The following is a 17,277-nucleotide window of genomic DNA, read 5'->3' on the forward strand; positions in this document are numbered from 1 at the left end:
AGGTAGGGAATATTTTTGAAAAAGACATTTTACCACTATATGATGAAGCATCGTGCAGCTTTATTTAGTAATGAAATATCGAATTTAGCAGAGGCAATGTATGATGATTTAAGTTTTCCGAAGCAATCTGAAGATTACGATGAAATTAGTTCATACTTAGAGCTAAGTGGAATGCTAGAAAGTATGTCTATATTTGATGAAGCGTGGGATTTATACATACAAGATAGATAAAAACTATATGAACTTTTTTCGACATGAAGCTAGTCTATTTGCTAGCTTTTTTTACGTTGTAAATAAATTTTCATATGATGATATTTTTTATTGAAAAAATTTATGAATATACGCTTCTGTGATAAGCGTTTTTAAGTAGGTTGCATATACTGTTATCAAAATCACGACGTCAAAAAAAGGAGAGATATAGATGGCAAGGAAAAAGCAACCTAAATATAACGTAGGGGACATAGTCGTGATTACGCTATATGGAACCGTTGGTAAAATCACAAATATGAAGGTTTTAGATGGAGTTTACGTATACGAAGTCAATAATCACGATGGATTTTACGTAGAGCAAACATTGCAGCACGTTACAGAGCAAGATATGAAAAAAGGTGAAACTGAGTGGATTGAATTAAACTATAATTTCACATTTGGTGATCTCGTGCAAGTAACAGGATACGATAAAGATGTGTTTCGAATTGTTGGTTTTCGTACAGAAGTATGGAGATATAAAAATGACGCATGGGAAGATACAATATATGAACTGTCACGAATTACGGATGGTGAATGGTTAGAAGCGGATGAGTCAGATTTAACGTTACTTGCCAATGCTCAAACGGCAAATGCAATTTTGAAGAAAATGAAACAAGATAAAGCAGGTATGAATAAATTAGATTTAGGAAAATTAAAGTCAATTAACAACTCGAAAAAAGTGAGTGTTAAGACAAATCGTCAAGAAATCATTGATGGATTACTTGATATTTATAACGATTATCAATTGTTATTTGATACATTTAAAGATGAAGAATACAAAATTGTTATGGATGTTGTTCATAATTATTTAGTTAAATTGACAGAGAAAAAATAGTTAACTAGAAAGAGAGAATGAATTGAACAACAACATATGCAGTATAAGGTATGCCTACAATTATTAAAAAAATAAAAAGCCATTTAATAAGAGAGTCTGCCCATTGATCTTCATGCATGAACTCTTCTTTTGTTTGTCCTACTTCTTGCTTTACCTCGTATTGATATTCCATAATTATAATCCCCCTTTTTGATAGCTTGTACTACCATCGTATGCACCTTGTCCAAAGGATATGACCTATAAAAAAGAAAAACTATTTTTCTAATCTCATATACATATTTTTGAGATTTTTTCATAAAACAGAAATAAAGGAGTGATGCTCATGAAGGAAATTGAAGTCGTAATTGATACGGAAGAGATTGCGGAGTTTTTTTATGAGCAACTAATTGAAAGAGGATACGTCCCAAAACGAGAAGAAATTGAAGATCTCGCAGATATTACATTCGAGTATTTATTAGAGAAATGTATGATTGATGAAGTGTTTGATGAAGAGAATGAGTGAAAGTAACGACGGGCTTAACTCGTCGTTTTTTACTCTTTACAAACTTGTCACAAATGTAGCCAGCAATACTTGGTATAATTAAAAGAAAATTTTACTCAAGAGGTGAAGGGATGTTCAAAAAAATTATTGATTCTTTATTAGGAAAGAAAAAATATCGTTCGTATTCTAGTAGTGATTATCGCCATAGAGGTCGCTCTTATTCAAGTAGCGATTATAAACGACGTTCATCTGGTTATGGGCATCATCATTATAAAAGAAAACGTAAAAGCCGTAGCTTCTTTTCAAGTAGTTGATGAAATGGCGTCGTATACTAGCTTTATTTGATAGACCACTGCGAAAAAATACAATTGTTGTAGAACGTTATAAAATTGAATCAGTAATTGGAATGGGTAGTTATGGGGTTACATATGTCGTTAATGATTTACAAATAAATAGATATAAAGTCTTAAAACAATTAAGACAAAGTAAACAAAGATATGAGTCTGGTAGAAAATCATTTGAACAAGAGAAAATGATTTTACAAACATTAAATCATCATGCAATTCCTAGTTTATATGATCATTTCGTATGGGAGAAAAAAAGCTTTTTTGTGATGGAATATATGCCTGGTAAAAATTTTGAAGATTATATTTTCTTAGATGGACATGTATATACAGAACGTGAAGTTTTAAAAATTTTATATGAAATATTAGAAATTGTATCAGTGTTTCATAGTAAAGGTATTATTCACCGAGATTTACGCATTCCAAACATATTAATGAAAGAAAACCAAATTAGTATTATTGATTTTGGGTTGGCGAAATTGAAAGGTGAGGGTGATGAACGAGCTACAACGTATGAAGGTGAACAAGCTTTGATGCGAGAAGTTCACTTTCGTAGCGATTTTTATGCGCTTGGTCATTTCTCATTATTTTTATTATATGCAGGCTATGAATCTAATGAAAAATATGAAAAACCATGGTATGACGAATTAACTTTGGAAAATTACAACCGTGAAATGCTGATGCGAATGTTACAAATAAAAACGCCGTACTATGAGAATGTACGAGATTTAAAAAAAGATGTAGCTTTTGCTTTAGAAAGGATGGAGGATCCATGTTTCAAAAGTTTTTAGCAAGCGTTGGTATCGGTAATGCAAAAGTAGATACAGTTCTTGAAAAAGATGAGTATATTGTTGGTGAAGAGATATACGGAAAGGTTCATATAACGGGAGGTTCCGTTAGCCAACAAATTGAAAGCATTTACTTAACGCTATCAACATCGTATGTACGAGAAGTAGATGATAAAAAAGTAACAACAACATATGATTTAGAGCGAGTTCGTTTAACAGAACCTTTTTCTGTTGAGCCGAATGAAAAAAGAGAAATTCCATTTTCATTTAAAATGCCAGTTGAAACACCGCTTACTCTTGGAATGAAAACAGTTTGGATACACACAGGCCTTGATATTAAACGTAGTATAGATCCAAGTGATCGTGATTACATTCAAGTGTTGCCAAATGCACTATTAAATAGTGTGTTAGAGAGTGTCAATCAATTAGGCTTTAAAGCGCGTCATATTGAGTGTGAAGAATTACCGTATCGACTACGTAAGCAAGTTCCATTCGCACAAGAATTTGAGTTTGTTCCTGTTTCCGGACAGTATTATGGGAAATTAGATGAACTAGAATTGTTGATTTTGCCAAGTGCTTACGATCGCCTAGAGATTATTATGGAAGTAGACAGAAAATCTCGCGGATTAGCAGGTTTATTTGCAGAAGCACTTGATCTTGATGAGAAAGTGATTCGCTTTACAGTAACGAATGAAGATATTCCAACAATGAAAGAAACAATTAACAATTATATTTTTTAATAAACTATGCATAAAAAAGAAATGGAGAGGAAAACTAAAACAACCGCTCCATTTTTTTGCATAGTGAGGTTATGTATGTGAAACGATATCGACATTTATACTTGTTAAGTTCAACGCTACTCATTTGTTTTGTCGTATTATCACTTTCGTATCATACCGCTTGTATTGAGAAATTTGACAATATAGTCGCGCATTTTATTCAAAGTTTTCGAAACGATTATTTGACAGCCTACTTTACTTGGGTGTCTTTTATCGGTTCCAAAAGAATATATTTTCCGTTACTCATTATTCTTGTAATGTATTTTCTCGTTAGAAAAAAGTTGCTTAGTGCATTACTTCTAACAATTAATTATTATGGATCTCGTTATTTAAACAGTATGCTTAAACTATGGTACGAGCGAGCAAGACCTGATGTGTCGCAGCTTGTTACTGCAACTGGATATAGTTTTCCGAGCGGTCATACGATGAATGCTACTGCTTTTTTAGGATTTATTGCATACGTCACGATTACAGAAGAACGTATTACGTTGCATAAAAAATTGTTGATTATTTTTATAGCGAGCTTTGTTGTATTATCTATTTCAGTTAGCCGAATATATCTTGGCGTTCACTATCCATCTGACATATTAGCAGGATGGGCAGCTGGCGGTAGCTGGCTCGTTTTATGTGTTATATTTCATAAAACGTTCATTAAAAAAGAACCTATGTCATAATAGGTTCTTTTTCCATTGGTTCAACATGAATGTGCGCATGATAAATGCCAAACTTTTTCCGAAGCATTGCCTCGATGTTGTCAGTAATACAGTGACTTTCTCCAACATCCATACGAGCATCTACCTCAATTGTAATATCAACGTACGTTTGATTCCCGTACATACGAGCGCGAATATCTACGATGTTTTCCACGCCACCAATATGTTCAATCGCATCAGCGTATTCTTCCATCTTATCTGGATCGATTCCATCCGTTAACATATGAGAAGCTTCTACGAAAATCTCCCATGCAGTTTTACAAATAATAAGACCGACAATTAAAGCAGCAATAGGATCTAAAATAGGCATTTGGAACTGCGAACCGACAATACCTACTACTGTACCAATACTTACGAGAGCATCTGATAAATTATCCTTTGCAGCTGCTTCTAATGATTTACTTCTTGTTCGTGCTGCAATCTTTTTCGTATACAAATACACACAGTACATAACGACAGCAGAAAATAAAGCTACCCATGCAGCAAGTACATTAGGTGCTGCTTGTTTCGGATTTAAAAAAGATTGAATGGCACTAATAACAACTTCTAATCCGACCGTTGCCATAATAAAAGAAGCAACAAGTGATGCAATTTGTTCTGCACGCGAATGCCCATATGGATGATCTGGATCACGAGGTTTCCGAGAGATTTTTAGACCAATTAATATCGCTAAAGAAGCACCGATATCGGTTAAGTTATTTAAACCGTCAGCACGTAATGCGCTAGAGAGGGTAATATAACTGATGATGATTTTCATAGAGGATAAAAATATGTAGGCCAAAATGCTGACAATAGCACCTTTATCAGCTTCTTTATGAGAAAGAGTATCCATTTTAATCACTCACCTTTCTACAAGGAATTTCTTTCTATAAATAGAGTATCAAACGAAAGTCGTGTGGGTCTATACAAACATTGTTGACGTTTTATAGCTTTTTAAGAAGTGGATAACAAAGTTTCATGAAGGAAAAATATGTTGTAAAGTGCAAAGTTAGGGTATGCAAGCGATTTAGATCTATGTATAACCGGGGAAGGAGAAGGGAGTACAAATATGTACACTTCTGACAGCTGATTTGGAAAAAATAAAAAAACCCTCTAGAAAATATTTTTCAGAGGGTTTTCATCTTAGTATGCTTCTAAAAACTCAGTAACTTGCTCTTCAGTTTTTGCGTTAGCACTATGTAAGTGGCCTAGCTTCTCCCCATTTTGATATACAAGTAAACTTGGAATACCCATTACTTGATACTCTTCAGCGATATTTGGGAACTCATCTTTATTAATAGAATACCATTCAAACTTATTGAACTCTTCCATCACATCTCCGATAAAGTTGTCCATACGCACGCAATCTGGACACCATGTAGTAAAGAACTTAACAACTACTGGCTCCTCGCTTGCGATGATGTCTTTGAATTCCTGTTCAGATTTGATTTCTTTCATGTTTTGTTTCTCCTTTTTCACTATCAATATTTTTGGTTATTTAGTTGGTGTATTTGCTGTGGAAGGGAGAACCTTTCTTTTCGAAAAATTCGTTAGCAAATTGATCCACCGCAGTTTCTTGAAGTCCTGGTACATATGAGTAGATATCCAGTGTGATTCTACTTTTTATGTTCTAGTCTTATATGCATCTTAAATCTAGAAATGAATATTAGGAACCTCACTTTTCTTTATAAGCTTTTTCGTGAGCTGTGTCAAACTTCTGAAATTGTAAGGCTACTATTTATTAGTAAGGTAAATTGTATTCATGATAGCCATTGCTATAAAGTTCTTTTCCCCATATATTTTTATGAGGTGTTGTGAGAGAAGAGATTAAGTGGCGTTAGCGGAGTTCCAGCAACAATTACATCTAAATAAAGTAATGCAGGTAAAAGAAGCAAGGCTAACAAGAAGGGAAATTGCGACTCTGTATAGAGTGAAAGAAAAACATGATATGGAGCGAGAAAGGAATCGTAAGAACATGTTAGGAAGTATTTAGCGGTAGAAGTTAGGGGGAATGTAGATGTGATAGAAAGACAGTATTACATTATTCTTTCAAAGGGGTAACTAGGATGTTGAAATGGGTAAAGAAATTAATTTTTTAAAACGCCCACCCTGCATTGTTTGTGAGAAACAAGAAGGTGAGCTTCCATTAAATGAATGTAGTTTGTGAAAAATGTGACCAAATTACGTATGAACAAGACATAGAAAGAGATTCCTAAACCCTTTATATCTTATTCCATAAATAACAAAGCTGGTGAGCTTCTGATTCAAGAGCTATTACATGATCATTATTAATAGAGTTATTCGTATACATTTTGTTCTTTTGGATGTTAAGGACTGTATAATTCACATCGTTATATTCATTTGAAAATGTTGATTCGTTTAATAATGTTAGTGTTGAGTTGATGTTATATTTATCAATTCGCTCTTTTTTTCCTTTGAAAAACAGTTTAATAAGATGCGGCTCATCATTAATGAGCAAACCGAGTTCAGGCGATGAGCGGACGATTAAATTATGTGATAACCAATGCGATTTACCTGGATCAAACCAAGAGACGTCTTTGTTTTTAATAAATTTTTTGTACTGTTTTATAACATCAATGTAGTTTTGCTTTTTCTTCTGGTCAATAGTTTGTACTAATGTTTCAAAACAATCAAAAGATAGTTCGTTTTTATGAAATTTAATAACAGTTTCTCGTAATTGTTTCCAGTAATCAAAAACCGGGTGATATTCAGGTTGAGATTTTAAATTCTTTACAAAATTTGTTTTAGCAGCACTACTTTTCAGTGTAAAGTCTAAAAATTGTGTAAGTCCCACTTTAATTTCCGCCATGTTACACCCCCTTTCCGAACATTACTAATTCGATAGTGGAAAGGGAAATCCTGCATTTTTAAGGAGGTGAACGAGATGCTAGATGATGAAGAGTTGACGGAACAAGAACGGTTCTTTTGTTTGTATTATGTGAAATACTTTAAAGGGAAACAAGCTGTACGGAAAGTTAGGTATGTAAAGAGAAGCACGCATAGTACGAGTAGTCGATTACTTAGAAGAGAACGTATAGCATTTCAGGTCAGAGAGCTTAAAGCAAAAATGGTTGAAACTATATTTGGGGAAGTAATGAGTGGGTTAAATGAGTAAATCAAGATTGCTTTTACTAATATGAAAAAAGGTCCTGTTGTTTCCAACAGGACCTTTCCTAAAATGGCAAAGGGTAACTCTTACCTTACCCTTCTCGTATATAATACATGAAAAAGATAGATGTGTATACAACAAGAAATTCCAATATAATTATTCGAATATAGTGTTGAAAAATAAAGGTATGTAATTTGGAAGAAGGAATTAAATAACAAATGTTGATTTATCAAGTGATTGGAATGAATTCCTGTTAAGTTATAGTAAATAAAGTAATATTGAGATAATAAAATATGTAATTTTGCATTTTGAATTTTTAAAAGTAAACAAGGTTATAAAATATATAAATGTTCCGGAAGTTGAGGAAGTAAATACTAAAATTCATTTGATTTTTTACTGAAATAAATAAATTCATTTGAATCGTAGTAAAAAATAGAGGTTTGCCTTAAACATTTATAAAAGTAAAGAATATTTATAACAAAGGGAGTAAATACACAGGTCCAATTTTTGTAATGATGGAGGGAATTGTTGTGGACATAACTCAAAGTATGGCACGAATAGTGGTTAATGGGAAAGATCTTCCGTTTAATTCAGTTAGAACTTCTGTATGGAATCAAGGGCCTGTAAATGATTTAATTGTTTCAACATATCAGAGAATCGAGGAGTTTTATCAATTTATGTGGTCACAAGTGCCAGTAATGCTTGCGATGTATTTTCTTCAAGGGGCAGACTTAATGAGATTTGCTAGAATTACTGGGATTAATCAAAGTGTAACGGGGGAATATATATATCATTTCTCTTGGGGATAAAAAGAATGTAAAGTAGCTTAACAGCTGCTTTTTTATTTTGCAAAGAAATTTAGAAGGTGATGAATAGGAGGTTAGAAAAATAAGATTAGAACGTGATATAAGTAATTTGTGATTAACTAAAAGTACATAAGGGGTACCACTAGGAATATAAAATTTTTAAGGTGCACAAAAAATAAAAAACAGAGAGACATAATTTTGTCCCTCTGTTTTTTTATTTTATTCACAAATAGTTCCAGTTGCTATACCAGTTGGAGCAACACCTACTGGAACCGTATCTATAACCGTATTTGTAGCAGTATTGATAACAGAAACAGTATTGCTGCCTTGGTTTGTAACGTAGGCGAGAGTGCCATCTGGTATGATGGTTACTTGATCCGGGGATAAAGCAACAGGAATTGTATCAATTACCGTATTTGTCGCCACACTTATTACCGATACATTATTACTAACTTTATTTACAACGTAAATACGAGTACCATCCGGTGTAATATCTATACCAACCGGTTCAGAACCTACGCCAATTGTATTAATAACCGTATTTGTAGCAGTGTCAATAACAGAAACAGTATTGCTGTTTTGATTTGTGACATACGCACGAGTACCATCTAGTGTAAAGACGATTATCCTAGGACGAATGCCAACCGGAATGGTAGCGCTAACTGTATTCGTAGCAGTATTAATAACAGAAATATTGTTGCTTAATTCGTTTGCAACATATGCAAAGGTTCCATTTGGAGAAACAGTGATTCCTTGCGGAGCGATGCCAACAGGGATGGTATCAATAACTGTGTTAGTAGCAGCATTAATAACAGAAACGTCATTACTCGCGTGGTTTCCAACATAAACAGTTGTGTTATTTGGAGAAACAGCTACGCCAATTGGATCCGCCCCAACCGGAATGGTAGCAATAACTATATTCGTAGTAGTATCAATTACAGAAACGGTATCAGAAAAAATATTAGTAACATAAGCACGAGCGCCATTTGGTGAAACTGTTACTTCAAGAGGTGCATTACCTACAGTAATTGTATCAACCACTGTATTTGTTCCGGTGTTAATAACAGATACTGTATCATTTGTAGGGTCATCTATGGCTCCTGCGTTTGTAACATAAACAAGGAAATTACATGCAGGTCCAGTCGGTGCAGTTGGTCCGGTTGGCCCAGTTGGCCCAGTCGGCCCAGTGGGTCCAGGTGGACATTCACAATCTCCAGTGGGTCCAGGTGGTCCTTCTGGCCCTTGAATACCTTGCACGCCTTGAGGTCCAGTGGGTCCAGGTGGTCCTTCCGGTCCTTGCATGCCTTGCACCCCTTGAGGTCCAGTCGGCCCTTCGAGTCCTTCTGGCCCTTGAAGCCCTTGCACCCCTTGAGGTCCAGGTGGTCCTTCTGGTCCCTCCGGCCCTTGAATGCCTTGTACTCCCTGAGGTCCAGTCGGCCCTGGTGGTCCAGGAACTCCCATTCCAGTCCCAGAACCAGTGGGTCCAGGTGGTCCAGGTGGCCCTTGAAGCCCTTGGACACCTTGAGGCCCAGTGGGTCCAGGTGGTCCTTCTGGCCCTTGAAGCCCTTCCACGCCTTGAGGCCCAGTCGCTCCTACAAGTCCTTCCGGCCCTTGAAGCCCTTGGACACCTTGAGGCCCAGTCGCTCCTTCTGGTCCCTCTGGCCCTTGAATGCCTTGCACACCTTGAGGCCCGGTCGCTCCTTTAGGCCCTGGAAATCCTCTAGGTCCAGTAGCTCCAGTAGGACCGGGGATTCCGGTAATATTTAATAGAGAACTATTCAATATTCCTTGCAAAATTAAGTTGAATGTTTGTTGCAACAATGGGTCCGATATATTGGAACAACTAATGAGCGAAGATAAATTTTGGAATAGAAATTGGAATAATGCAGAGATTTGAGTGAGAGATGCAGTAGGTAAGGAATTGATTAATTGAGTTATAGTTCGTATAACTAAATTTCTATTTGGAGTATTTGGTTGCACTGTAATGATTAAATCATTTAATGCCTGTAATGCAGATTGGAGTATTTGTATAGTTGTCGGATTTGGCGTGGTAAAAAAAGAAAGGATAGCTTGGTTTAATTGGTTAATTAGGGACAATAATTCTTGTTGCTGGGAAAATGAGAAAAAAACAGGTGTACAACAATTACTTTGATCGCAAGAGGATATAGAAATAAAACAGGGAAATTGGAATTTTTCGCACGGATCGTTTGAGTTTTGATTATTTTTCATAATTACCTCCTTTTTAAAATTTAATAATCGTTAAGTATGCTTTAAGAATTTGTATTTTCTTCTGAATTTAAAGATTTTGTAAGTATTTGTGTAATGTTTAGGGATATTTTTCTTTTAAGTATATGTTTAGAAAATCGAGACGTTCTTAAGGGATATATAATCAATACTTGGTTATTAACAAGAAACGTAAGTAAGACTACAAAACAAAATGGAAATACATTTTTATTAACTTAAAACATAAAAAGAGTAATTTATTAAGTGTTCTAGTGGAGAAATCATCTAGTTGTAAAAACTACTTTGTTTTATAAGAAGAGTAATACAAATAGATATCTAACGAAAATGTTTAGTATGTTTGTTGATTCAATATGGGCTTTTATGAACATATTTCTATTCTATAGAAATAATACTGTGTATTGAGTACTTTAATAAACGGAAGTGTAGAGTCGCTTAAGCAACGGTATTAGTAATAAGTATCAGAACGATGTAGAGTTACGCTCTATATAGGAAGAAAAAACTAAGAGGCAGTTTGAAGTTTTAACAGGTAGATGTGTGATTGAATAGGATGAAAATAATTACTTAATGTTGGGATAGGTTATAAATGGAAAACCAACTAAAAGAAATATTTGGTGCATTGATAGCAGCTATAGGTACAATAACTTCCGCTATTGGAAGTACACCTTTCTATTTTATAGGTAGTAATGTGAGGAAAGAGTTAAATATATATGGGAATGTATTACAAGCAGTCGGAAATGCTTTAGAAGCTGATGGCCAAGGGGAAATATCTCTTGAAAAAATCGGGAATGAGATTCAATCAATTGGTAATGTAACTGTAATATCTGGATTGGTTATTGAGTTTAAAGACGAAATAAAACTTAAATTGGTGATTGCTGGGAATTGGACACAGGCTTTAGGAGGACTTACAGCATTGGCTGATGAATTCGAGGATAGTTCTGATAAAGATGAATCTTTAAATGTTGTAGGAAACTTACTGCAAGCTACAGGGAATTCATTGTAGGCGATTGGAGGGATTTACGAACTAAAGAGTAAAAGAGAATTACGGCAATTTAGTAAAGAAGATAGATTAAATGATGTAGAGGAAAATTTAGAAACTCAAGTAAACAGCGAACCAGGTGAAAATAAAAAAGGACAGTTGGTAGATATTACTGGAAGTTGGATACAAGCGGTAGGTTCTGTAATTTCACTAATTGGACAAATACGTGAAGAAAGTGAGGAGTTAGAAGAGAGCGATAAATAGATTAGTTTAATAAGAGCGGTTAGCAAAAGTTAAATGCTCTCGTGAAAAATGGAAAACAACATGTACTTATTGATAAAGGAATATTGGATATAAATTGAGAGAATAAAAAAGAGCTCTTATGGAAAGATCTTTTAAATTAACAAGTTATTGTAATGTCACTAACACTAATATCAAGTTTATTGATATATTTTATTGTTATCACTACATGTGTGAAAACATATATGAATTACTTTCATTTTGATGAACCGTTCCTATATAAAAATCATATGATACTTTGTAAGACAAGCAAACAGCTTATTATCTATTAAATACTCATTGTGATTGTTGCTCACAACTACTGATGAAAATACTTTTTTTTGAACGAGCCGTCCATTTGAACAGGAGGTTAATGTTGGGAAAGACATTAGAAGAGTTAGAAAAGTGTTATAATGATGCTTTAAATGAAGGGGCAGAGTATGTAGCTGTTCAGATTAAAATAGATGGATTTTCTAGTGATGAAGTAATTATTAACGATAAATATAACATAGATTCTAAACTAGCGTATTACAAGAAAACGTACAATGAAGATCTAGAACATAAATGGAATCCAAGAAATCGTATTGTAGGTTTTGCATATGGTTATTCGTTTTCAGGAATTATACGCAAATTAGGATTGCTAGTTTAGTACTAATGAAACAGATGTTGATTATTGCGATAGATACCATGATTTAGGTGGTATCTTTTTTGGTTAAGGAATAAATTAAAAAAGAGAGCTTAAGCCCTCTTTTTATAAATGCCTAACTTTTATGCACAGATTGGAATTCCTAATGCTATTAAAGTCAATGCTACTTGAAGAGAAAGTTCTAATCTAGCAATTTCGATTCCAGCAACTGATACCACTAAAAGAGGTTGTCCATTAACGAACAAAACACAACTTTCCATATTTACACCTCCCTTCTAGTAATCTACTACAATATATGAATTAAATTTAAATAACGTTATAGTTAAATTGATGAATTTTATAAAATTGATAAATTAATCTATCATATAAAATGAATTTTTATTGGTCTAACAACTGCTTCTTTATCACCTTATATAAAGGGTATGAATATATTAGTAGTATATAAAAGCATAGGAGTGATAGATATGTTTTTTGCAAAGCTACGTGGTAGAAATGAAGTTCCACCAGTAGAAACAGACGCTCGAGGGGAGGCTTTCTTTAAATTAAGCCATGACGAGCTTAGCCTAAAATTTAAGTTGGATTTATTTGATATAGAGGATGTAGTAGTTGCCCATCTGCATATTGGAGCAAAAGGAACTAATGGTCCTGTTGTAGCTTTTTTATTTGGACCTATAACAAATCCGGTTTCAATAGAGTGTGCAACGCTTACGGGAATAATTACTCAAGAAGATTTGGTTGGGCCGTTAGCGGGTCAAACATTAGCTACTCTTGTAAATGAAATCATATCTGGAAACATTTATATTAATGTTCATACAGTACAACATCCTAATGGTGAAATTCGTGGACAATTGAATTATTGCTAAGAAATTATAGTAGTGAAAAATAAAGCATCCGTTTAGGGTGCTTTTATTTTGTGGAGGATGTATAGATAATTTACCTTTAATAATCTTAAAAATTCATTTTTATAGTTTTGAAGGTAATCGAATGGAATTAGAAATAGTGAATTTTTTACCTTTTTAGTTTGTAAAGTAATTATCGAAAACTTGTAAATGAAATGCCCCTCCGAAAATTAAATTAGTATTAGGAGATAAACTTTGTAAATAAAATATGAAAGTGTAAGAGATAATAGAAATTTTTAAACCTAATCAAAGCTAATAGACTAACTTTCAGCACCCACTGAAATAAAGAATCATAACATAATTTGTAATAACTTATATGAAAGTGAGCTGAAAAAAATGTTTTATTCGTATTTTTATTCTCAAGCTGGTATGCGACCAGCATATGGTACATCAATAACGTTTAGCGGAGCACAAAGTACAGTTCAAGCTGTTCAACAAGCGTTACAAATGCAACAACAAATGCAAATGCAACAACAAGGTATCCAGCCGTATTATTCATCTATGGAGTATTTTTATCCAGTGCATCAAATCACACCGTATGGAAGTTCTTTTCTTACGATTCCATATGGAACTGTCTTCAATCTATAAGCTGAAAATTTTATGAATAGGAGCAGGTATCCCAAACCGATTATTAATCTAACCATTACCAATTGGATATATACGGGAAACCCAGCTCCCACCTACCTTTATCACAGATGCCGAATTTTGAGGTATCCGCAAATAGCGGAAATAATTGAGGGGGATGAGTATATATGTAAGCGTCAAATAGTTCCATCTACAATTTGTAAATAGCTGATGAGATAATCTTTGTACATACTCTACAAGTTGTTTTTTGATAAGAAAATATCGTCGATCGAAGAAAGAATGAGAATTATCTTATCATGACAAATGATGGATAGTGGCACTATATGAAAAGATACATGAACATTTACTAACGCGAACCAGGACGAGAGGTAGCAACGAAATCCTATCTGTGGTTATATCGTACAGGAAGATTGTCCTATGACTATCAATTTACAAGAGCAGGAGAACATCCGAACCGTTTTTCCCCATTTTGAAGTATATTTATAGCCATAACATCTTATGTTTTGTTTATAATTGTAAATAGTTATTGAAATGTATAAATATTTTTTATGAATAAAAAGGAAAAATAATGCAACTTTTTAATTTGTTTATTCGTGTTATATATGAAAGGAGGAGGGGGATGGAGATTGAAGAAATATATAAAGTTTATATAAACGATGTGTACCGGTATTTATTTTCCCTTTCTCGTAGCCATCATGTAGCGGAGGACTTGATGCAGGAGACTTTTTATCGGGCGTTTCTTTATCTAGAAGACTATGAAAACCAAAAGGTGAAATCATGGCTTTTTAAAGTGGCATATCATACCTTTATTGATTTTGTTAGGAAAGAGAAAAAAGTAGCTTTTGTAGGAACGGAGGAATTAGAAACAATTCAAGCAGGTGAATCTACAGAAGAGTATGTAGTCGCAAAAAATAGTTATGAAAAATTAATTCAGATTATTCATACTTTACCAGTGGTAGAGGCGCAAGCTATTTTATTATGTGACGTACATCAATTAACGTACGAAGAGGGTGCTTCTGTATTAGATTTAAAGTTAAACACGTATAAAAGTCACATATTTCGCGGGAGAAAGAGATTAAAAGAATTGTTAAAGGAGGAAAAGAGTCAAAATGACAAATGATAAACCTCATTCTGAACAAGATGATTATAAAGAATTGTTACAAGAAGCTCTCCATCAAAGGCCGGATGCACTTTCTAATGGAAAACAGGAGCAAGTGATGAAAATAGGGAAAAAAAGAGCGCGTATTACAAATGTTTTAATTGTATTTACTTTTTTATTACTTATTCAACCTATATTATATATATCTACTCTCGCATACTATGTATTTGCACCTACAAACGCAATGGAGATACGGAATGTAGTAAATAAAACATTAAGTGTAACAGAACCAAATGTATTTTTGAAAGATAGGGACATGGAGCAAACATTGTTACCGCTTAGTTTACAATTGCATTTTGATTTGTATAAAAGGGTAGGGAAGAAAGATATTCGAATAGGAGAAGAGAAAACAGATTATATATTTAGTAGAGCAACGAAAGTTAGCCGTGAATATACAACAGATGAAAAAATTCCGGAAGTCCCATATATAGATAACGAGGTATTGTCTCATCCTAATAATTATAATTCATCCTATAATAGTAGTGAAGAAGCGCAAGTATTAAAGGGTCTTCCGCAAGAATCTGTTGTAGAAGCATTTATATCTTTTAGAGAATTGTTGAGTGTACAAGAGGTAACGAATATGTTTCCCACTATTGATATTGTCTGGTATGCCGTTAATACAGGGTTAGAGGAGAAGCAAACGAATGACGAGGGTATGTATGTTGCTCCGATTGGTTTTCCAGCAGATATGATTTCAAGACCAAGTGGTGCTTTTGTGAGTGATTCACCTCATGAGGAACAATTTATTGATGTGTTAAAGTCATTACAAAAGCATGAAGATTTAGCGATGAAGCTATCTAGAGCGAAAACATTAGAGTTGTCAAAGCGTATTTCTTTCCTTGAAAAAAATGGGGTAAAAACATACGGGGCAGTTGTAACTGGACCTAAAGGGGAAGTTGAAAAATTGATGAGCCATGAAAAAGTTAGAAACTTGAAAGTAGGTGAAGCGAGATTATGGAATTGGCATTCTTAAAAAAAAGAAAGAGTCATAGTTATAAAAAAGAAACATGGATGGGGACTATTTCATTAATTATTGCCTTTCTAGCGTTATTGTATTTGAACATTACATTGCTTAGTCAAGAAACATTTATAGGCGAAGGTTTTCGGGAAATAGTTGGCGTTGGATTGTTATGTTCAGTCGTAGGCATGATCACAAAAAGAAAAAGTCGAAAATATGCATTGTGGGCATGTAGTTTATTTGTTTTTATGCTACTGTTTTCTATATTTGGATTTATGTTAGGTTGGATGATAAGCTTTGGACCATAAAAATGTGTGAAAGGACGAATGTAAGTTCGTTCTTTTTTATGCATAAAAAGTAAAATAGAAAGGAAAGGGATTTATCAAATTTGAATAGAGATTACTATACTACTAGGTTGTTGTGTTATTGAAATGTCTTCCGCTTACGTGTATATAAATAGGCGACAAGTATAGGGGGGGAAACAATAGTTCGTCCAAACATTGTGAATCTCTTTTACATAATATAGAGTAATAAGCATGAAAGGGGAACGAGTATGTCTTGCTATTACTACTGTAAGTATTGTAAAGAATATAAAAAGAAACAGCATAACGGTTGTAAGAACGATAGTAAGTGTAATGATAACAAGGATAGTCTTGTTAGGGCATCAGCATTTAGAGCTAGAAATACGGTGAATCAACCTGTTCCTGCTAATACTTTTGTGAAAGTGTTATTCCAAAATGAACAATTTGATTTAGCGAATGAGTATAATCCAGCAACGTCTATTTTTATTCCGAAGACTAAAGGAGTATACTCTGTTATTGGAACGATTGGTTTTTTTCCAAACGATCCTAGCTTAAATTATAGAGCTCGTGTAGAAATTCGTGTGAATGGCAATGCAGCAATAGCTATAGATAATGACTTTTTTGGTCCAATAGGTTTTGGAAATGTAGTAAGTGTTTCGACGATTATTCAATTGCATGAAGGAGATCAAGTTGAGGTTTATGCACAAAGTAGCATAGACGGAGTTTTAAGTCCTTCAGAAGACGGCTCACATTTTGAAGCAGCAAGATTCCCTTCTCCAATTAAATAACGAAGAGAATAAAATACTTTTCAGTAGGTCTAGTTAATCCCCTGTACCGAATGGTGGGGGATTATTATTGTTTATTTAAAATATACAAGTGAATCGATTAAATATAGTTTGTTTCATGAAAATTTCACATGCTAAAGATGTAATGATGAAAGGTAAATTTTAAAAATTATTTTTTACAGTTTTGATGTTGAAAGGGCTATCTTATTTTAAGTATTAGATCTTCTGCAGGTAATAAAAAGAGTAAGTAACTAGGTTGTAAAAGTTCTTTGGCATTACATTTGCTAGTTGCCTAATGGTATAAAAAGACATCTTAACTTATGTCCGTATAATTAAAGGC

General features: G+C 33.9%; 23 protein-coding genes and 2 pseudogenes. 18 read left to right on the forward strand and 7 right to left on the reverse strand.

The features are described 5' to 3' along the window. Window positions 1–15 precede the first annotated feature (15 nt). Window positions 16–231: a YozE family protein gene (locus ACTFSI_RS15655; protein ID WP_000750724.1), complete on the forward strand. Its 216-nt coding sequence runs from the start codon at window positions 16–18 to the stop codon at window positions 229–231. A gap of 190 nt (window positions 232–421) precedes the next feature. Next, on the forward strand, window positions 422–1,084 hold the full coding sequence (locus ACTFSI_RS15660) for a hypothetical protein (protein ID WP_000101501.1): 663 nt from the start codon (window positions 422–424) through the stop codon (window positions 1,082–1,084). 4 nt (window positions 1,085–1,088) lie between these two features. Here ACTFSI_RS15660 and ACTFSI_RS15665 read toward each other — a convergent pair whose 3' ends face one another. Next, window positions 1,089–1,256: a DUF3930 family protein gene (locus ACTFSI_RS15665; protein WP_000456537.1), complete on the reverse strand. Its 168-nt coding sequence runs from the start codon at window positions 1,254–1,256 to the stop codon at window positions 1,089–1,091. Window positions 1,257–1,406: 150 nt separating this feature from the next. On the opposite strand from ACTFSI_RS15665, the gene ACTFSI_RS15670 reads away from it, so the two are divergent. The 5 genes from ACTFSI_RS15670 (at window position 1,407) to ACTFSI_RS15690 (ending at window position 4,150) form a co-directional block, all read left to right on the forward strand. Beyond that, window positions 1,407–1,586, forward strand: coding sequence for a YozD family protein (locus tag ACTFSI_RS15670; protein ID WP_440045471.1), 180 nt, complete (start codon window positions 1,407–1,409; stop codon window positions 1,584–1,586). 110 nt (window positions 1,587–1,696) lie between these two features. Beyond that, complete coding sequence (locus ACTFSI_RS15675) at window positions 1,697–1,879, forward strand: hypothetical protein (RefSeq protein ID WP_000473370.1); 183 nt, start codon at window positions 1,697–1,699, stop codon at window positions 1,877–1,879. Beyond that, entirely contained in the window at window positions 1,879–2,700 is an 822-nt protein-coding gene (locus ACTFSI_RS15680; protein WP_044790680.1) for a serine/threonine protein kinase, read from the forward strand. Before ACTFSI_RS15675 ends, ACTFSI_RS15680 begins: the two co-directional genes overlap by 1 nt. After that, window positions 2,682–3,437, forward strand: coding sequence for a sporulation protein (locus ACTFSI_RS15685; RefSeq protein ID WP_000486607.1), 756 nt, complete (start codon window positions 2,682–2,684; stop codon window positions 3,435–3,437). Before ACTFSI_RS15680 ends, ACTFSI_RS15685 begins: the two co-directional genes overlap by 19 nt. 77 nt (window positions 3,438–3,514) lie before the next feature. Further along, window positions 3,515–4,150 carry a phosphatase PAP2 family protein gene (locus ACTFSI_RS15690; RefSeq protein ID WP_000833371.1) on the forward strand — a complete coding sequence of 212 codons (636 nt, stop codon included), beginning with the start codon at window positions 3,515–3,517 and terminating at the stop codon, window positions 4,148–4,150. Here ACTFSI_RS15690 and ACTFSI_RS15695 read toward each other — a convergent pair. The 3 genes and pseudogenes from ACTFSI_RS15695 to ACTFSI_RS15705 all read right to left on the reverse strand — a co-directional run. Then, complete coding sequence (locus ACTFSI_RS15695; protein ID WP_000380376.1) at window positions 4,140–5,021, reverse strand: cation diffusion facilitator family transporter; 882 nt, start codon at window positions 5,019–5,021, stop codon at window positions 4,140–4,142. The genes ACTFSI_RS15690 and ACTFSI_RS15695 overlap by 11 nt on opposite strands. Window positions 5,022–5,311: 290 nt before the next feature. Next, window positions 5,312–5,626, reverse strand: a complete 315-nt coding sequence (locus ACTFSI_RS15700) for a thioredoxin family protein (RefSeq protein ID WP_000658775.1) — start codon at window positions 5,624–5,626, stop codon at window positions 5,312–5,314. Window positions 5,627–5,666: 40 nt separating this feature from the next. Next, window positions 5,667–5,890, reverse strand: a pseudogene (locus ACTFSI_RS15705) (hypothetical protein); the annotation flags it as partial. Between the two features lie 109 nt (window positions 5,891–5,999). Between ACTFSI_RS15705 and ACTFSI_RS15710 the strand changes: the two are divergent. Further along, the gene (locus ACTFSI_RS15710) at window positions 6,000–6,161 is read left to right on the forward strand and encodes a hypothetical protein (RefSeq protein ID WP_014481658.1); all 162 of its coding nucleotides are present in this window, start codon (window positions 6,000–6,002) and stop codon (window positions 6,159–6,161) included. Between the two features lie 228 nt (window positions 6,162–6,389). Here the strand turns inward: ACTFSI_RS15710 and ACTFSI_RS15715 are convergent, their stop codons facing one another. Beyond that, window positions 6,390–6,998, reverse strand: a complete 609-nt coding sequence (locus tag ACTFSI_RS15715; protein ID WP_044790679.1) for a hypothetical protein — start codon at window positions 6,996–6,998, stop codon at window positions 6,390–6,392. 75 nt (window positions 6,999–7,073) lie between these two features. On the opposite strand from ACTFSI_RS15715, the gene ACTFSI_RS15720 reads away from it, so the two are divergent. Then, the gene (locus tag ACTFSI_RS15720) at window positions 7,074–7,304 is read left to right on the forward strand and encodes a terminase small subunit (protein WP_000883185.1); all 231 of its coding nucleotides are present in this window, start codon (window positions 7,074–7,076) and stop codon (window positions 7,302–7,304) included. 449 nt (window positions 7,305–7,753) lie between these two features. After that, window positions 7,754–8,107, forward strand: coding sequence for a hypothetical protein (locus ACTFSI_RS15725; protein WP_080776398.1), 354 nt, complete (start codon window positions 7,754–7,756; stop codon window positions 8,105–8,107). A 216-nt stretch (window positions 8,108–8,323) separates the two neighbouring features. Here ACTFSI_RS15725 and ACTFSI_RS15730 read toward each other — a convergent pair whose 3' ends face one another. Continuing rightward, a complete protein-coding gene (locus ACTFSI_RS15730; protein WP_044790678.1) occupies window positions 8,324–10,333 on the reverse strand; it encodes a YVTN family beta-propeller repeat protein in 2,010 nt (669 codons plus the stop codon). 598 nt (window positions 10,334–10,931) lie between these two features. Between ACTFSI_RS15730 and ACTFSI_RS15735 the strand changes: the two are divergent. Together ACTFSI_RS15735 and ACTFSI_RS15740 are read left to right on the forward strand one after the other, a co-directional pair. After that, window positions 10,932–11,588: pseudogene (locus tag ACTFSI_RS15735) on the forward strand (DUF6944 family repetitive protein). Window positions 11,589–11,979: 391 nt separating this feature from the next. Continuing rightward, on the forward strand, window positions 11,980–12,252 hold the full coding sequence (locus tag ACTFSI_RS15740) for a hypothetical protein (protein ID WP_141403262.1): 273 nt from the start codon (window positions 11,980–11,982) through the stop codon (window positions 12,250–12,252). Window positions 12,253–12,371: 119 nt separating this feature from the next. Here ACTFSI_RS15740 and ACTFSI_RS15745 read toward each other — a convergent pair whose 3' ends face one another. Then, window positions 12,372–12,509, reverse strand: coding sequence for a DUF3956 family protein (locus tag ACTFSI_RS15745; RefSeq protein ID WP_000443219.1), 138 nt, complete (start codon window positions 12,507–12,509; stop codon window positions 12,372–12,374). A gap of 204 nt (window positions 12,510–12,713) precedes the next feature. Here ACTFSI_RS15745 and ACTFSI_RS15750 point away from each other — a divergent pair, with 204 nt between their 5' ends. From ACTFSI_RS15750 to ACTFSI_RS15775, 6 genes are all read left to right on the forward strand, one after another. Then, on the forward strand, window positions 12,714–13,112 hold the full coding sequence (locus ACTFSI_RS15750; RefSeq protein ID WP_000464532.1) for a CHRD domain-containing protein: 399 nt from the start codon (window positions 12,714–12,716) through the stop codon (window positions 13,110–13,112). A gap of 372 nt (window positions 13,113–13,484) precedes the next feature. Further along, window positions 13,485–13,736 carry a DUF3947 family protein gene (locus ACTFSI_RS15755; RefSeq protein WP_000500111.1) on the forward strand — a complete coding sequence of 84 codons (252 nt, stop codon included), beginning with the start codon at window positions 13,485–13,487 and terminating at the stop codon, window positions 13,734–13,736. A gap of 616 nt (window positions 13,737–14,352) precedes the next feature. Then, window positions 14,353–14,853: a sigma-70 family RNA polymerase sigma factor gene (locus tag ACTFSI_RS15760; protein ID WP_000401919.1), complete on the forward strand. Its 501-nt coding sequence runs from the start codon at window positions 14,353–14,355 to the stop codon at window positions 14,851–14,853. Next, on the forward strand, window positions 14,843–15,865 hold the full coding sequence (locus ACTFSI_RS15765) for an anti-sigma factor (RefSeq protein ID WP_000180316.1): 1,023 nt from the start codon (window positions 14,843–14,845) through the stop codon (window positions 15,863–15,865). Before ACTFSI_RS15760 ends, ACTFSI_RS15765 begins: the two co-directional genes overlap by 11 nt. Next, window positions 15,847–16,158, forward strand: a complete 312-nt coding sequence (locus ACTFSI_RS15770) for a hypothetical protein (RefSeq protein WP_000417681.1) — start codon at window positions 15,847–15,849, stop codon at window positions 16,156–16,158. Before ACTFSI_RS15765 ends, ACTFSI_RS15770 begins: the two co-directional genes overlap by 19 nt. A 245-nt stretch (window positions 16,159–16,403) precedes the next feature. Beyond that, window positions 16,404–16,940 (forward strand): C1q-like domain-containing protein, encoded by a 537-nt coding sequence (locus ACTFSI_RS15775; RefSeq protein ID WP_044790672.1) that lies wholly within the window; start codon window positions 16,404–16,406, stop codon window positions 16,938–16,940. Window positions 16,941–17,277 lie beyond the last annotated feature (337 nt).

This window comes from Bacillus cereus group sp. MYBK101-2 (assembly GCF_051918845.1).
GTDB lineage: Bacteria > Bacillota > Bacilli > Bacillales > Bacillaceae_G > Bacillus_A > Bacillus_A paranthracis.

What these genes read in the sequence shown, in the direction of transcription:
- ACTFSI_RS15660 (WP_000101501.1), top strand. Translation starts at nt 422, where the DNA reads ATGGCAAGGAAAAAGCAACCTAAATATAACGTAGGGGACATAGTCGTG.
- ACTFSI_RS15665 (WP_000456537.1), bottom strand. Translation starts at nt 1,256, where the DNA reads ATGGAATATCAATACGAGGTAAAGCAAGAAGTAGGACAAACAAAAGAA.
- ACTFSI_RS15670 (WP_440045471.1), top strand. Translation starts at nt 1,407, where the DNA reads ATGAAGGAAATTGAAGTCGTAATTGATACGGAAGAGATTGCGGAGTTT.
- ACTFSI_RS15675 (WP_000473370.1), top strand. Translation starts at nt 1,697, where the DNA reads ATGTTCAAAAAAATTATTGATTCTTTATTAGGAAAGAAAAAATATCGT.
- ACTFSI_RS15680 (WP_044790680.1), top strand. Translation starts at nt 1,879, where the DNA reads ATGAAATGGCGTCGTATACTAGCTTTATTTGATAGACCACTGCGAAAA.
- ACTFSI_RS15685 (WP_000486607.1), top strand. Translation starts at nt 2,682, where the DNA reads ATGTTTCAAAAGTTTTTAGCAAGCGTTGGTATCGGTAATGCAAAAGTA.
- ACTFSI_RS15695 (WP_000380376.1), bottom strand. Translation starts at nt 5,021, where the DNA reads ATGGATACTCTTTCTCATAAAGAAGCTGATAAAGGTGCTATTGTCAGC.
- ACTFSI_RS15700 (WP_000658775.1), bottom strand. Translation starts at nt 5,626, where the DNA reads ATGAAAGAAATCAAATCTGAACAGGAATTCAAAGACATCATCGCAAGC.
- ACTFSI_RS15715 (WP_044790679.1), bottom strand. Translation starts at nt 6,998, where the DNA reads ATGGCGGAAATTAAAGTGGGACTTACACAATTTTTAGACTTTACACTG.
- ACTFSI_RS15720 (WP_000883185.1), top strand. Translation starts at nt 7,074, where the DNA reads ATGCTAGATGATGAAGAGTTGACGGAACAAGAACGGTTCTTTTGTTTG.
- ACTFSI_RS15730 (WP_044790678.1), bottom strand. Translation starts at nt 10,333, where the DNA reads ATGAAAAATAATCAAAACTCAAACGATCCGTGCGAAAAATTCCAATTT.
- ACTFSI_RS15745 (WP_000443219.1), bottom strand. Translation starts at nt 12,509, where the DNA reads ATGGAAAGTTGTGTTTTGTTCGTTAATGGACAACCTCTTTTAGTGGTA.
- ACTFSI_RS15750 (WP_000464532.1), top strand. Translation starts at nt 12,714, where the DNA reads ATGTTTTTTGCAAAGCTACGTGGTAGAAATGAAGTTCCACCAGTAGAA.
- ACTFSI_RS15755 (WP_000500111.1), top strand. Translation starts at nt 13,485, where the DNA reads ATGTTTTATTCGTATTTTTATTCTCAAGCTGGTATGCGACCAGCATAT.
- ACTFSI_RS15760 (WP_000401919.1), top strand. Translation starts at nt 14,353, where the DNA reads ATGGAGATTGAAGAAATATATAAAGTTTATATAAACGATGTGTACCGG.
- ACTFSI_RS15765 (WP_000180316.1), top strand. Translation starts at nt 14,843, where the DNA reads ATGACAAATGATAAACCTCATTCTGAACAAGATGATTATAAAGAATTG.
- ACTFSI_RS15770 (WP_000417681.1), top strand. Translation starts at nt 15,847, where the DNA reads ATGGAATTGGCATTCTTAAAAAAAAGAAAGAGTCATAGTTATAAAAAA.
- ACTFSI_RS15775 (WP_044790672.1), top strand. Translation starts at nt 16,404, where the DNA reads ATGTCTTGCTATTACTACTGTAAGTATTGTAAAGAATATAAAAAGAAA.